At 71.2% G+C, this 14,128-nt stretch carries 9 protein-coding genes and 2 pseudogenes; 4 read left to right on the top strand and 7 right to left on the bottom strand.

The window, feature by feature from the left end; genetic code table 11:
* The first annotated feature begins 167 nt into the window (after window positions 1–167).
* Entirely contained in the window at window positions 168–1,922 is a 1,755-nt protein-coding gene (locus ACZ5SK_RS26700; protein ID WP_468576651.1) for an ABC transporter ATP-binding protein, read from the top strand.
* 72 nt (window positions 1,923–1,994) lie between these two features.
* On the opposite strand, the gene ACZ5SK_RS26695 is transcribed toward ACZ5SK_RS26700, so the two are convergent.
* Window positions 1,995–2,201 carry a hypothetical protein gene (locus tag ACZ5SK_RS26695; RefSeq protein WP_334574697.1) on the bottom strand — a complete coding sequence of 69 codons (207 nt, stop codon included), beginning with the start codon at window positions 2,199–2,201 and terminating at the stop codon, window positions 1,995–1,997.
* A 170-nt stretch (window positions 2,202–2,371) separates the two neighbouring features.
* Between ACZ5SK_RS26695 and ACZ5SK_RS26690 the strand changes: the two genes are divergently transcribed.
* Complete coding sequence (locus ACZ5SK_RS26690) at window positions 2,372–2,737, top strand: nuclear transport factor 2 family protein (protein ID WP_319339019.1); 366 nt, start codon at window positions 2,372–2,374, stop codon at window positions 2,735–2,737.
* A 263-nt stretch (window positions 2,738–3,000) separates the two neighbouring features.
* On the opposite strand, the gene ACZ5SK_RS26685 is transcribed toward ACZ5SK_RS26690, so the two are convergent.
* Window positions 3,001–4,959, bottom strand: a complete 1,959-nt coding sequence (locus ACZ5SK_RS26685) for a ricin-type beta-trefoil lectin domain protein (protein WP_361702816.1) — start codon at window positions 4,957–4,959, stop codon at window positions 3,001–3,003.
* A 228-nt stretch (window positions 4,960–5,187) separates the two neighbouring features.
* Between ACZ5SK_RS26685 and ACZ5SK_RS26680 the strand changes: the two genes are divergently transcribed.
* A complete protein-coding gene (locus ACZ5SK_RS26680) occupies window positions 5,188–6,453 on the top strand; it encodes a glycosyltransferase (RefSeq protein ID WP_334581060.1) in 1,266 nt (421 codons plus the stop codon).
* A gap of 60 nt (window positions 6,454–6,513) precedes the next feature.
* Here ACZ5SK_RS26680 and ACZ5SK_RS26675 read toward each other — a convergent pair whose 3' ends face one another.
* Window positions 6,514–7,176: a TetR/AcrR family transcriptional regulator gene (locus ACZ5SK_RS26675; RefSeq protein ID WP_334574701.1), complete on the bottom strand. Its 663-nt coding sequence runs from the start codon at window positions 7,174–7,176 to the stop codon at window positions 6,514–6,516.
* A 183-nt stretch (window positions 7,177–7,359) separates the two neighbouring features.
* Between ACZ5SK_RS26675 and ACZ5SK_RS26670 the strand changes: the two genes are divergently transcribed.
* Window positions 7,360–8,628: a YncE family protein gene (locus ACZ5SK_RS26670; RefSeq protein ID WP_334574702.1), complete on the top strand. Its 1,269-nt coding sequence runs from the start codon at window positions 7,360–7,362 to the stop codon at window positions 8,626–8,628.
* A 7-nt stretch (window positions 8,629–8,635) separates the two neighbouring features.
* Here the strand turns inward: ACZ5SK_RS26670 and ACZ5SK_RS26665 are convergent.
* From ACZ5SK_RS26665 to ACZ5SK_RS26650, 4 genes and pseudogenes are all read right to left on the bottom strand, one after another.
* Window positions 8,636–9,271 (bottom strand): annotated as a pseudogene (locus tag ACZ5SK_RS26665) (glycosyltransferase).
* A gap of 53 nt (window positions 9,272–9,324) precedes the next feature.
* Window positions 9,325–10,106: pseudogene (locus ACZ5SK_RS26660) on the bottom strand (MerR family transcriptional regulator).
* Between the two features lie 51 nt (window positions 10,107–10,157).
* Complete coding sequence (locus tag ACZ5SK_RS26655) at window positions 10,158–12,035, bottom strand: endoglycosylceramidase (RefSeq protein ID WP_334574704.1); 1,878 nt, start codon at window positions 12,033–12,035, stop codon at window positions 10,158–10,160.
* A 59-nt stretch (window positions 12,036–12,094) separates the two neighbouring features.
* Entirely contained in the window at window positions 12,095–14,089 is a 1,995-nt protein-coding gene (locus ACZ5SK_RS26650; RefSeq protein ID WP_468155907.1) for a GTP-binding protein, read from the bottom strand.
* Between the last annotated feature and the right edge of the window lie 39 nt (window positions 14,090–14,128).

Raw genomic sequence — 14,128 nt, 5'->3', positions numbered from 1 at the left:
TGCCCCTTTCTTCGGCGGTCATCCGTCCCGGTGCCGACCCTACGTGTGACTGATCGGTAAGCGCACGGGCGGCAGGGCCGACGTGTGCCCTGAACATGTGCCCGCGGCCACACCTTGCCCGCGCCGACGTAGCCTGAGGGCTTCGATTGCGACCTCCGAGGAGCCTTGTGACCATCGCAGAGACCGCCGGGGGCCGGCCGCCGTGGCGGCTGTTGCTCGACTATGTGCGGCCACACCGCTGGGCCCTGCTGGCGGGTGCGGCGCTCTCGCTCGTCACCGGCGCCACCGGGCTGCTCCTGCCGCTGGTGGCACGGGGGTTGATCGACGACCTGGGCCATGACCGTGCGATAACCGGGGCGTTGCTGGCACTGACCGCGCTGGTGGTCGCCAACTCGGCGCTGGGCGCGCTGGGTTCGTATGTGCTGCGGCGCACGGCGGAGTCGGTGGTGCTCGGCGCCCGGCGGGCGCTGTCCTCGTATCTGCTGCGGCTGCGGATCCCGGCCGTGGACCGCAGCGAGCCCGGCGATCTGATGGCCCGCATCACCTCCGACACGACACTGCTGCGCGAGGTCACCACCGACTCGCTGGTGGGCCTCGGCACCGGCGGTCTGACACTGGTCGCCACCGTCGTCATGATGGGCCTGGTGGATCCGGTGCTGCTGGGAGTCACGCTGGCCGTGATCCTGGGGGCGGGGACCGTCCTCGGGGTGATCGTGCCGCGCATCAACCGGGCGAGCCGGCGCGCGCAGGACGCGGTCGGGGTGATGGGGGCCTCGCTGGAGCGGGTGCTGGGCGCGCTGCGCACGGTGAAGGCGTCGGGCGCCGAGCTGCGCGAGGAGGCGACGCTGCACTCGGCGGCCGAGGAGTCCTGGCGGCAGAGCGTGCGCGCCGCCAAGTGGTCGGCGGCGGCGGGCAACACGGCCGGCCTGGCGATGCAGACCGCCTTCATCACCGTCCTGGCGGTGGGCGGGGCACGGGTGGCGACGGGCACCATCGAGGTCGGCACGCTGGTGGCGTTCCTGCTGTACGTCTTCTATCTGATGTCGCCGATCCAGCAGGTCGTCGGGGCGATCACCCAGTACCAGACGGGTTCCGCCGCCCTGAGCCGCATCCAGGAGGCCCTGCACCTGCCCGCCGAACCGGCGGCCCGCCCCGCACCGCTCCCCTCCCCCACCGCCGAACCGGCCTCGCTCGCCTTCGCCGACGTCCGCTTCCGGTACGCCGACGACCTGCCGTACGTCCACCACGGGGTGACGTTCGCCGTGCCGGCCCGCGGCATGACCGCGTTCGTCGGACCCTCGGGCGCCGGCAAGACCACGGTGTTCTCGCTGATCGAGCGGTTCTACGACCCCGAGTCCGGCACGATCACCCTCGACGGCCGTGGCCTCGGCGACTGGGAGCTGTCCCGGCTGCGCTCCTCCATCGGCTATGTGGAGCAGGACGCCCCCGTGCTGTCGGGCTCGCTGCGCGACAACCTGCTGCTGGGTAACGCGGAGGCCGACGACGACACGGTGCGCCGTGTGCTGAAGACGACCCGTCTCGACGGGCTGGTCGCGCGGCTGCCGCAGGGGCTGGACACGCTGGTCGGACACCGTGGGACGAAGCTGTCCGGCGGCGAGCGGCAGCGCGTGGCCATCGCCCGCGCGCTGCTGCGCCGTCCACGGCTGCTCCTGCTCGACGAGGCGACGTCCCAGCTGGACGCGGTGAACGAGGCGGCGCTGCGGGACACCGTCGCGGATGTCGCCCGGACGACCACCGTCCTCGTCGTCGCGCACTGGTTGTCGACGGTCACGATGGCCGACCGGATCGTCGTCATGGACGCGGGCCGGGTGCGCGCGGTGGGTACGCACCGTGAGCTGGTGGCGGGCGACCCGCTCTACGCGGAGCTGGCGGCGACCCAGTTCCTCGCGACGGTGGAATGACCCGGAGGCCGAAACGCGGGTGGGGGCCGTCCGGACGTCCGGACGGCCCCCAGCGGGGAAGAGGTACGACACTCAGCCCTGGATCCCGGGCAGCAGCCCGGTGACGGGGGCGACGAGGTCGGTGACCTGGTGCAGCTCGTTCAACTGGTCGAGCCCGCTCACCTTGTTGAGCTCGCCCAACTGGCGGGAGACCGGCGGAAGGTCGGCGCGGTGCTCCACCGGAATCTGGTTCGCGGCGAGCGAGTCCAGCGTGGCGGCGATGCGTCGAGTGGAGATCATGCCCTCAGCAACGCCGTGGGCGGGCCCGCGGACACGGGTGGGCGGCCGCGCTCACCCGACAGGTGGAGCGGACCGGCTGCGCTTGCCGAGCGCGGCGGGCCGGAGGAGTCTCGAAGTGAGGGCCCGGCGTTCCGTCCTCCCCTCGGCCGCGGCCCTTTGAGGAGGTCACCATGGGCACCACGGCAGGCTCCGCATTCGACACCGAGACCCTGCGCAGGGGCGTGGAAGGACAGTCGGCGGCGGCGCTGCTGTCGCTCTACGCCGACGACGCGGAACTGCGCGTCGTCGACCACAACACCCAGCCCAGCAGGCCCAAGGTTCTGCACGGCCGGGACGAGATCGCCCTGATGCTCGAGGACGTCTACGGCAGGGACATGACCCACAAGCTGGAGGAGTGCATCGTCCAGGGCGATCGCGCCGCCTACAGCGAGTCCTGCCAGTATGCGGACGGCGTGCGCGTACTCGCCGAGTCGATGATCACCCTGCGGGACGGCAAGATCGTCGAGCAGACGCTGATCCAGGCATGGGACGAGTAGGAACCAGGACCACCGGGGTCCGGGTCACCTCCCGGATGACCTGGACGTTCTCGGTCCGGGCAGGGTCGGGCCGGTCGCGTCCGGCCCGCTCTGCGCTGTGGGCGCCGGCGCTCACAGCAGGGGGACGGGCGTCCGTCGCCCTGCTGCGGACCGCGCTGAGAGCGGCGCGGTCCCGCCCGCGTCCGCTGACGCCGCGTGCCGTGCGCACGCGGCGCCGTCGACAGCGGTGAGCCGCAGGGGCATCTGCCCTGCGGCTCACAGCGTCAGGTCAGGGTCCACTTCTGGTTGTCGGCGGTGCCGCAGGTCCACAGGACGATCGGGGTGCGGTTGGCTGTGCCCGCCCCATTGGCGTCGAGGCACAGGCCTGCGTTGACGTTGGTGATCGTGCCGTCGCTGTTGACGTTCCACTTCTGGTTGTTCTGGCCGTTGCAGTCCCAGATCACGACCTTGGTGCCGTTGGCGGTGCCCTGGTTGTAGGCGTCCAGGCACTTGTTGCCGTACACCACGAGTTCCTTGCGGGAGGTGTACGTCCAGGCCTGGTTGGAGCCGCCGTTGCAGTCCCAGATCTCGGCCTGGGTGCCGTTGGTGATGGTGGTGTTGTACATGTCCAGGCAGCGTCCGGACTGCTTGCCGACGACCAGGGTGCCGTTCATGCCGGGCAGCGGATTGACCGTGATGTCGGCGAGGGTCGGCGCGTTCGTGAACGTGAGGGTGTTGGCCGACCCCTTCGACAGGGAGACCTGGAGGCTGATCGTGCCCTGCGCGGAGCCCGTGGGCGGGAAGGAGACGGTCGTCGCCGTCTGACCGTTGACCTTGAGGGTCGCGCTGCGGGCGGTGGCGGCGGTGTTGGTGTAGGCGACGTCGACGACCTTCAGGCCTGTGCTCCCGGCGACCACGCCGGAGAAGCTCGACGTGCCGGTGTACGTGCTGCCCGACGCCTCGGTGCCGCCGCTGACGGTGAGCATGACGGAGCCGCCCGCCGGGACGTTCGCGGTGTAGCTCGTGCCGGACGAGCCGAGGTCGGCGCGCGCCCACAGGTCACGGACGGTCGCGGAGGCGTTGGTCAGCCCCAGGTCGGACCAGCGGACGGTGATGTCGGCGGCGGCGGAGGTGCGGTTGAGCAGGACCACGGCCCGCTTGCCGGTGCCGGCGAGGACCTTGCCGTACACCTGGAGGCCTCTGCTGTCCTCGGCGACCTTGACGCCCTGGAGGCCGCGCGGGTCCTGGTCGACGGCGACGACCTCGGGGTTCTTGAGGATGTTCGCCGTCTCGGTCGTCATCGTGCTCAGGTCGTTGCCGGCGAGGAGCGGGGCGCCGGAGACGGCCCACAGGTTCATGTGGGTGCGGTTCTGGGCGGCGGTGAAGCCGTTCATGCCGACCATCAGCATGTCCGGGTCGTTGTAGTAGCCGGTGTGCTGGGCGGTGGGGTGCACATTGCGGTCGAAGTTGGTCAGCAGGTTGGTCATGGACGGCTTGTTGCCGAACAGGATGATGTCGTCGTTGGTCCGCCACATCGCGCCCTGCCCGGGGGCCCAGTTCCAGGGGTTCTGCCGGCCCCAGTTGCACAGCGACAGGGTCATCGGACGGCCGGTGGCGGCCGTGGCCTTGGCGATCGCGTCGCTGATCGACTGGTACGTCGTCGCCGCGTCGAGGCCCTCGGCGTCACCGCCGCACCAGTCGACCTTCACGAAGTCGAAGCCCCAGGTGGAGAACTGGGTCATGTCCTGCTCGTAGTGGCCCTCGCTGCCGCTGCCCGGGGCGGCGGGGCGGCCGGTCGGGAAGTAGTAGCCGCAGCCGTCCTTGCCGGCGTCGGTGTAGATGCCGGCCTTCAGACCCTTGCTGTGGATGTAGTCGGCGATGGCGCTCATGCCGCCGGGCCACTCGGACTGGTCGACGGTGATGTTGCCCGCGCTGTCACGGGTGCCCTGCCACCAGCCCTCGTCGATGTTGATGTACTTGTACCCGGCCGCGGGCAGGCCCGCGGCGACGAACGCGTCGACCTGCTGCTTGATGACGTTGTAGTCGATCTTCGCGGCGAAGCTGTTCCAGGAGGCCCAGCCCATCGGGGCGGCGGGCACGGCGATCTGCCGCGAGGTCGCGGCCGCTGCGGGGCCGGGCTGGGCGAACAGCAGGGCCGCGGTCGCGGTCAGCAGCAGGGCGAGCACGCGTGCGGCGGCGGATCTGCAGCGCCGGACGAGGCTGGAGCGGGGTGGGGGAAGCATGCGGCGGCTCCGGAATTCGAACTTCGAAATATCGAACAAGGGTCGGCGATCCGAACGTATTGCGCGCCGAAAGTAGAGCCGCCCGAGAGGGAAGTCAACGGCTGCGACAGAAGTGATGTGACCGGTCACGAAAGACGGCCGTCACAGACGAAGTGGCCGCATTCGTAGGGTCGTTCACCCAGGACCGGGTTCAGGGCCGCCATACTGTCCGTCGTGCGAGTGGCGATCATGACGGCGGGATCCCGGGGCGACGTGGCCCCCTTCACCGGGCTGGGGCACGCCCTCGTGCGGGCGGGACACGAGGTCACCCTGGTCACCCACGCACGGTTCGCGCCGCTGGTGGCGGGCTCGGGCGTGGGTTTCCACGCGCTGCCCGTCGATCCGCGGGCCGAGTTGGAGTCCGAGCGGGGCCGTGGTCTGCACCGCAGCACCACCGGCCCCGGCAAGTTGCTGCGCGTGGCCCGGATGGCGCGGGCACTGGTCGGGCAGATGACCGACGACCTCCTGACCGCCGCCCGCACGAGCGACGTACTGCTGCTGTCCGCCTCGGTGGCGCCCCTGGGGCACACCATCGCCGAGGGACTGTCCCTGCCGAGCCTCGGCCTCTCCCTCCAACCCATCGCCCCCACAAGGGAGTTCGCGCCACCGATGCTGGGCGGCGGCTCATGGGGCGCGGTCGCCAACCGGCTCGCCGGGCACGGTGTCGGGATGGCCGTCGAGCAGATCTTCGCACCCGTCCTGCCGACCGTACGGGCCCGTCTGGGACTGCCCGCCGCACCCCGCCCCGGCGCCGCCCTGCGGGCGCGGCAGCGGCGCGGCTGGCCGGTCCTGCACGGTTTCAGCCCGCTGGTGGTGCCCCGGCCCCGGGACTGGCGGACCGAACTGGACGTCACCGGGTACTGGTGGCCGTACGACCGGGAGAGCCGACTCCCGCCTGCGCTGCGGACGTTCCTCGACGCCGGGGCGCCGCCGGTCTTCGTCGGACTGGGCAGTGCGACCGTGCCCGACCCACGGCGGCTGAGCGGCGAGATCGTCCGGGCGCTGCGGCGGGCGGGGCTGCGCGGGGTGATCCAGCGCGGCTGGGCGGGCCTCGCGGCCGACGGCGACGACATGCTGACGGTCGACGAGGTGCCGCACGCGCTGCTCTTCCCGGAGACGGCCGCGGTGGTCCACCACTGCGGGGCGGGCACCACGGCGGCCGGTGTACGGGCCGGGGTGCCCGCGGTACCGGTGCCGATCCAGTTCGACGAGACCTTCTGGGCCGACCGTCTGGTCGCCCTCGGGGTGGCCCCGGCGTCGCTGCCGCTGCGCCGGCTGACCGCCGACGCCCTCACCGCAGCGCTGGTGCGGGCCACCCGCGAGCCCGAGTACCGCGAGCGGGCACGGACGTTGGGGGGCCGGGTGCGCGGGGAGGACGGCGTGGGGCGGGTGGTGGAGGCGGTGGCCCGCCTGTCGCCCGACCGTCCCCGCGCCACCGGCCAGGACGGGTCCTGAGGCTTCCCGCCGGGCGTCGCGAGCCAGGCGGGACTGTGCGGAGACGACTTAAAGATCAAGCTAGGGCTCCTCGGGCACCCACCCCGGCGGGCGCAGTATCCCCAGCAGTTGGCGGACCAGTTCGTCGACGACCTCGTCCAGGGTCGCGTCCACCCACCCCGCGCTCCAGTCGTGGAGGAGGCCGTTGACGCTGCCGATGAAGCCCGTCGCCGCGAGCCGGTAGTCGCGCGGGGCCGCCTCGCCGCGGGCGGCGGCCGCCGTCGCCTCGGCGCAGATGAGGTCGACCCAGCCGGCGCGGCGGGCCAGGCGCTGCTCCTCCAGACGGGGACTGACGCCGACGATCTCGACGAAGGTGATCCGGATGCGGCAAGGGTCCGCCGTGACGTTGCCCGCGTAGGCGCGGAAGATCGCCGTGACGCGGTCGACGAGCGGCAGGTCCTGCGCGACGACGAAGGCGGCCATGACCGCCTCCTCGGCCCAGGTGTTGACCTGCAGGTGCAGCGCCGCCAGGACGTCCTCGAGGGTGCGGAACTCCTCGTAGAACTGTCGGGTCGACAGGCCGGCCGCCTCGCTGAGCGAGGCGACCGTGGTGCCGCGGTAGCCGGGCGTGCCCCCGAACAACCGCAGTGCCGCGTCCAGAAACCTCCCGCGCCGCTCGGCCTGCCGCTGCTCTGCGGTCTTGCCGCCGTATCTGCCGGTCGGCGCCCTGAGCCTGCCCGTCACTGACCCTCCCTCGTCGCTGCGTGCTCCCCCGCCGCCAATTTTGTCGTGCACGGCCTCTTGTGGCGAAGGGCACCCCTTCCTTACTTTCCAGTAAGTCAACTTTGAACGCGCCCGTGTTCAGATTCGGGCCGGGTGCTTCGCCCTGCCCCGTATCTTCCGCCACCCCCAGAGGAGAGAGCAGCCATGCCTGCCTTCAGAACCAGGCACCTTTGCTCCGTAGCCGCCGCCCTCGTCCTGACCGTCACCGCTCCCGCGACCGCCGCCACCGCCACCGCCACCGCTGCCTCCGACGCCTCGACCGCCGCCGCGCTGCGCGAGGTGCTCTTCGTCGGCAACAACTGGGAAGGCACCGCGGACGTCATCAAGTCCAGCGGGGACTTCGCCAAGGTCGGCCGGATCAACGTGATTCCCGACAAGGCCGCCCGGATGGCGGAGATCAACGCCGACCCGATCAAGTGGATCTACTTCCAGGCCATCCGCAACGGCGTCGGCGAGGGGCACGACCAGTTCGTCGACGACATGTACACCACGCCGGACGGCTCCTCGGTGGTCGCCTCGCGACCGAGTTTCGCCGACGTCGTCTCCATCAACCTGGCCACCGGAAACATCAACTGGCGTTTCCCCGTGTCCGGTTACCGCTCGGACCACATGGCCGTCTCACCGGACGGCAAGCGGGTCGCGGTCTCCGCGTCGATCTCGAACACCGTGCACGTCCTGGACATCGTCACCGGCAAGCAGGTCGGCTCGTTCAAGACCGGCGACAAGCCGCACGAGAACATCTTCACCAAGGACGGCAAGTACATCTACAACATGTCGATCGGCGACGTGAACACCTCGATGGACGCGCCGTGGCAGGACTTCACGAAGGGCGACCGGCGCATCACCGTCGTCGACGCGAACACCTACCAGCAGGTCAAGATCATCGACATGCGGCAGCGGCTGGACGCCATCGGCCTCAAGGACTACTCGGACGCGGTGCGCCCGGCGGTCTTCTCACCGGACGAGTCCAAGCTGTACTTCCAGGTCTCGTTCTTCAACGGCTTCTTCGAGTACGACCTCGCCACGGACAAGATCACCCGGACGAAGACCCTGCCGAAGAACCCGGCGACCAGCGACGACCGCACCACGTTCGTCAACGACTCACGCCACCACGGCCTGTCGATGAGCCCCGACGGCAGCAAGCTGTGCGTCGCCGGCACGATGGACGACTACGCGACGATCGTCAACCGCAGCACCCTCCAGGAGGGCCCGCTGGTCACCGCCTCCAAGCCCTACTGGGCCACGGTCAGCGGCGACGGCAAGGACTGCGTGATCTCCGAGAGCGGCGCCGACCAGGTCACCGCGATCGACTTCGCCACCGGGCAGAAGGTCGTGTCGGTGCCGGTGGGCGACCACCCGCAGCGGGTCCGGCTCGGCCATGTCGCCGCCGACTGGACGGGCACCGGCAGCTGACGCTCCCTCAACCAGCCTGCCGCTCCACCGCCTTGAGCACCGCGCCCGCTCCGTCCTCCGTCGCCAGACGCTTCGCGGCGGCCTGGGCGGAGCGGGTGTACGCGGGGTCGCGGACGACTCGGTCGAGGGCGCCGGTGAGCAGTTCGGCGGTGAGGGACCGGAACGGCAGGGGTGCGGTGGCGGCGCCGAGCACCGCCAGGCGTCGCGCCCCGAACGGCTGGTCCGCCGTCACCGTCACCGGCACCGGCACCGCGGGCGCCCCGGCGCGCAGTCCTGCCGCCGCGGTGCCCGCTCCGGCGTGGTGGACCATCGCGGCCGTCCGGGGGAACAGCAGCGCGTGGGGCACGTCCCCGACGGTCAGGACGTCGTCGTCGCCTGCGGCGGTCGTCCCCGGCGCCGAGCGGGGCGGTGGTGGACAGCAGCAGCTCCGGGCCGCTCTCGGTCACGACGTCGGCGAAGCCCTGCCCCAGCTCGGTGACGAACGCGGCGGCGGTGCGCATGGGCGCGTGTCGGCCGTGCGCCTCCCCCTCCGGACGGCCGGGCAGGCCCGGAACTCCAGCCCGGCCGCGCGTACCAGCGGCGCGTGGGACTCCGTGGCGGCGAGGGTGACATCGTGTCCGGCGCCGCTCAGCTGCGCACCCAGGCCCGTCTACGGGGCGATGTCGCCGCGGGATCCGGCGGCGGCGATCAGGATTCTCAAGGGTTCTGCTCGGCAGCGGTGCGGGCCGCGTTGGCGTGGACGGCCTTGCACAGGCAGGCGGCGAGGCCGGGCCGTTGCTGCGGCGGGGGCACGACGAGGGCGAAGGCGCGCGGGTCGGCGGCGAAGTCGTCGGCGACGCGCCGGTGCATGGCGGGCGGGCGGTGAACCACCGGGCGACATGGCGGCGGTGTTCCTCGGCCAGGTCCATGGCCCGCTCGCCGTCGGCCGGCTCCTCCGCGTCGAAGGCGTCGAGCAGCTCGGCGCGCCAGTCGGCGGCCTCGGCCATCAGCCTGCGCCAGTCCTCCTTGGTGTGGGCGGCGGCCCGGGCCATCGCCTCGCGCTGCCCCGTCGGGTCGGCCCACTTCAGCCGGGCCTCGGTGGCGTAGCCGAGGTCGAAGGCGATGTCCCCGAAGACCTCGAACCGTTCCTCGGGCGTGAGCCGCACCCCGGTCTGCTGGACCTCAATGGCCTGCTCGGCGGCCTCCGCCAGCCGCTGCGGCCGGGCGATCTCCTCCTCCGGCTTGCGCTGCCGGGCCCGTAGCTGCTCCAGGGCGTTCGCGTGCGGGTCGGCGAGGATGGCGGCGATCTCGTCCAGGGAGAAGCCGAGTTCGCGGTAGAAGAGGATCCGCTGGAGCCGGGCCGGATCGGCGTCGTCGTAGAGCCGGTATCCGGCCCGGCTGCGACCGCCGGGCTTCAGCAGTCCCGTCCGGTCGTAGTGATGCGGCGTGCGCACCGTCACTCCGGCGAAGGCCGCGACCTGTCTCCCGGAGTACGTCATCCACCTGCCCTTTCGTCGAGGTCGAGCCTCAACCCTGACGCAGGGGAAGGGTCAAGCGGCGGGCGGCTGCCCCACCTTCTGCGCCGCCCACGCCGACAGTTCCGTGCGGGCGGCGGCCAGCAGGGTCGCGGAGGGGGCGGTGGCGCCGTTGGTGACCAGGGCGTAGTGCACGGTGCCCGAGTCGGGGGCGCTGAGCAGCAGGCGTCGGCTGCCGGCGCCGCCCGGCTCCGGGGCCGCCGCGATCTTTGTGCCCGTGGTGTAGGCCGACGGCCCGTACACCGTGCCGAGGTCGGAGACGACCGTGGTGGTGGCGGTCGGGAAGGAGGCGGGCAGGTGCATCTCGGTGGGGGCGGTGCCGCCGTTCGAGCGCCACACCAGCAGCCCGTACTGGCCGGAGCCGACCAGCTGCGCCGTGTTGGGCAGGGTGCTGGGCACCGGGTTCCAGGTGAGGGTGGTGGAGCCGTCGCGGGAGCGGTCCTCGTAGGTGAAGGCGACGGTGGTGCCGGAGGTGGCGCTCGGGTAGATCCGGTCGAGGAGACGGGCGTCCTGACGGAGGGTCGCCGTACCGCTGTCGTCGAGGCGTACGGCGGAGAGGTCCTCGTCGTTCCAGCCGTCGCCGGAGGTCTGCACCTTGTCGGCGTTGCCGTTCATCAGCTCGTGGTGACGGCCGTTGTAGATGTCCCACTGCCACTGCGAACCGGACAGGACCGGGCCGGAGGTGGCCGGGGTGGTCCACCAACTGGCGCCCTTCACACGGGAGTCGAGGGCCTGGTACATCGCCTTCAGGACGGTCGGCGCCTTTCCGGCGGTCGAGCCGTTCAGCGGGTGCCCGAACTCGCTGACGATCGCCGTCGTGCCGAGGGCCGAGGCGCGGTCACGGACGGTGCCGAAGTCGGTCACGTACTGGCCGTTCTCCGCGTTGCCCCACATCAGGATTCCGGAGATGGCCTTCTGGTCGTAGAAGTGGGTGTTGAAGACATAGCGGGAGCCGAGCGTGCCCGCGTCGAGGAGGCCGCCCTCCTCCTTGCTGACATTGCCGTTCCAGAAGAGGTTCGGCTCGACGAAGGCGGGCTTGTCGTTCCAGCCGGCCGCGTCCATCCGGGCCCGGAACTTCACGTAGAACGGCCACAGCACGTCGCGTTCCCAGGTGCGGCTGTTCTGGCCGGAGTCGTAGGTGCCGGCGTAGGGCTCGTTGTAGGGGTCGAAGCCCAGGACTCCGGTGAACTCCTCGGTGGTGAGGTTCTCCTTGAGGTAGGCCATGGTCGTCTGGGCGGTGGCCAGGAAGTAGTCCTGGAGGCCGTGGTTGTTGTGCCAGAAGTCGTACTGGGCGGGCTTCACCGCGCTGTTCTGGGTGATGTTCTGGCCCCACGTGAAGCAGATCCCGCAGGACTCGGCGGGGTAGCCGCCGAGTGCCACCGCCCATGCGGGGGCGCCGTCGCCGGTGTACCAGCTGCCCGAGTTGAACAGGTAGCGGGAGTACAGGTCCTGGTGGAAGTCGGGGTAGACCCGGATGCCGGCGTCCAGGAAGGCCCGCATCTGCTGGGTGGCGGCGGCAAGGTAGGCGGTGTCGACCTGGCCCTTCACCGGTTCGGCGTAGGCCCAGGAGAGCAGGAAGCGGACGGAGTTGCCGCCTCCGAGGGCGCGCAGGGCCGTCGCCGACTTCTTCGCGTCGGCGACCGAGGCGAAGGGCAGGCCCTTGTTCTCCGCGAGTTTGGTCTCGCCGGAGACGTTGTAGCCGCGCAGCACGACCTCGCGGCCGTTGCCGTCGACGAAGCGGCCGCCCGACACGGTGAGCGCCGTGCCGTCGAAGGAGAGGGAGTCGGGGAGCGTGGCGGCGGCGGCGGTCGGAGAGCCCGCCGCCGTCAGGAAGCCACAGAGTCCGCAGAGGACCACCAGAACAGCGAGCAGACGAGCCCGGGCATTCGGCATGTCCACTACAGTCCGGTGATTTCCGGACACCGTCAATACCTTCTGACCCCCCAGTAAGTTCATTCCCCGTCGGCCCAGTTGGACACCCGACCCGTCACGTTCAACAGATACTCCTTGCGGTTGAGCGGGTTGTGGTCCGTGCGCGGCCGCTGGGGCGGGGTGCCGTGGATGACGGGCGCGTAGTGGTCGAAGCCGCTCTCCCACTCGCCCTCACCCCGCGTCAGCCCCGGAATCCTCTGTTCGAGGCCGTGCACCCGCGCGGCCGGCACCACCCCTTCCAGCACGCATCGCGCGCCCCTGGTGTCCGTGGTGCGCGGTACGGCACGCAGCGCGGCGAGCACGGGCAGCAGCGCGCCCAGGGTGTCCGCCGGGGCCTCGACGCGGAAGCGGTGCATCGGCTCGTACACCTGCGTCCCCGCCCGGCGCAGCGCCTCGGTCAGGACCAGCGGGGTCAGGCCGCGGAAGTCGTGACCGGTGCTGGACATGCTCTTGTCGAAGCCCTGGTGGGCATGGCTCTGGCGGGGCGAGTACCCGGAGTGGGTCATGGTGACGGCGCAGTCGGTGACCTGCCAGCCGTGCAGCCCCTGGCCGAGGGTCTCGCGAACGGTGTCCTCGACCGCCTTGAAGAACGCGTACGGCATCGCGCCCAGCTCCACCTCCAGGCCGAAGGTCACGCCGCTGCCGGGCGGGGCCGGCTCGACGCGCAGACCGACGGTGGCGAGGAAGGGGTTCGCGTCCTTCTTGATGAACTCGGCCGCCGCCCCGGCGCCGGCCGGGCGCTCGACGCACAGCGGTGTCGTCTCGCGGAAGGTGACGTGCAGTCCGTACTCGTCGGCGAGGGTCGCCTGCACGACCTCTTTCTGCACCTCCCCGTACAGCGACACCGACGTCTCCTGGCGGACCTCGTCGTGACGCAGGCCGATCAGCGGGTCCTGTTCGGCCAGCCGGGTGAGGGCGACGTGCAGGGAACGCCGGTCGGTGGCCGGACCGGGCACCACGACCGTCTCCAGGGTCGGCGGCGCGAAGAAGTGGCCGTGTTCCTTGCGGGGTGCGCCGAGGCTGTCGCCGACGCGGACGTCGGCGAGTCCCCACAGCCGGGCGATCCGGCCCGCGGACACCGCCTCCTGCCGTACGTCCGTGCCCTGGTCGAAGACGCTGATCGCGGTGACCTTGCCGGCGCCGGCTCCGTACGAGACCTCGTCGCGGGTGCGCAGGGCGCCGGAGAACAGACGGGCGTAGGCGATCTTCTCGCCCGCTGGACCCCGCTCCACCTTGAACACCGTGCCGGAGAGCGGCCCTTCGGGGTCTTGGTCGGCGACGGGCAGCAACTCCCGGATCCCGGCGATCAGTTCGGGCACCCCGGCACCGGTCGTCGCGGAGCCGAAGTGGACCGGGTGGACGAGGACGTCGCGGGTCTGGGCGAGCAGCGCGGCGCGCACCATCTGCGGTGTGACGGCGCCGTCGACGTACGCCGAGAGAAGGTCGTCGTCGTGCTCGGTGAGGACGTCGAGGCCGGTGAGAACGCCGAGCTCGTGGACCCGGTCGAGGTGGAAGGCGGCCTCGGGCGTGCCCAGTCCCGTGACGGTGCCCATCGGGACGACCGGCGCGGACAGCCGCTCGGTCAGTTCCCGCAGGACGCCCTCGTCGCGGGCGCCGCGCCGGTCGATCTTGTTGACGAAGACGAGGGTGGGGATGTGCAGCCGGCGCAGGGTCCGCATCAGGATCCTGGTCTGGGCCTGGACGCCCTCCACGGCCGAGACGACGAGCACGGCCCCGTCGAGCACACCGAGGACCCGCTCCACCTCGGCGATGAAGTCCGGGTGGCCGGGGGTGTCGATCAGGTTGACGGTGACGTCGTCGACCCGGAACGAGACGACGGCCGACTTGATGGTGATCCCGCGCCGGCGCTCCAGCGCGAGGGTGTCGGTCCGGGTGCTGCCCGCGTCGACGCTGCCGAGCTCTTCGATGACGCCGACCGAGTGCAGCAGCCGCTCGGTGAGGCTGGTCTTACCGGCGTCGACATGGGCGAGGATTCCGAGGTTGAGCAAGTGCACGACGTGTCATGTCCTTTGAAATGGGGGTCATTCCTTCCT

The sequence above is a fragment of the Streptomyces sp. NPDC031474 genome (assembly GCF_055581185.1).
The sequence above is the reverse complement of the archived record's forward strand: the minus strand, read 5'-3'. Positions and strand labels throughout refer to the sequence as shown.

What these genes read in the sequence shown, in the direction of transcription:
- ACZ5SK_RS26690 (WP_319339019.1), top strand. Translation starts at nt 2,372, where the DNA reads ATGGGCACCACGGCAGGCTCCGCATTCGACACCGAGACCCTGCGCAGG.
- ACZ5SK_RS26680 (WP_334581060.1), top strand. Translation starts at nt 5,188, where the DNA reads ATGACGGCGGGATCCCGGGGCGACGTGGCCCCCTTCACCGGGCTGGGG.
- ACZ5SK_RS26695 (WP_334574697.1), bottom strand. Translation starts at nt 2,201, where the DNA reads ATGATCTCCACTCGACGCATCGCCGCCACGCTGGACTCGCTCGCCGCG.
- ACZ5SK_RS26685 (WP_361702816.1), bottom strand. Translation starts at nt 4,959, where the DNA reads ATGCTTCCCCCACCCCGCTCCAGCCTCGTCCGGCGCTGCAGATCCGCC.
- ACZ5SK_RS26655 (WP_334574704.1), bottom strand. Translation starts at nt 12,035, where the DNA reads ATGCCGAATGCCCGGGCTCGTCTGCTCGCTGTTCTGGTGGTCCTCTGC.
- ACZ5SK_RS26670 (WP_334574702.1), top strand. Translation starts at nt 7,360, where the DNA reads ATGCCTGCCTTCAGAACCAGGCACCTTTGCTCCGTAGCCGCCGCCCTC.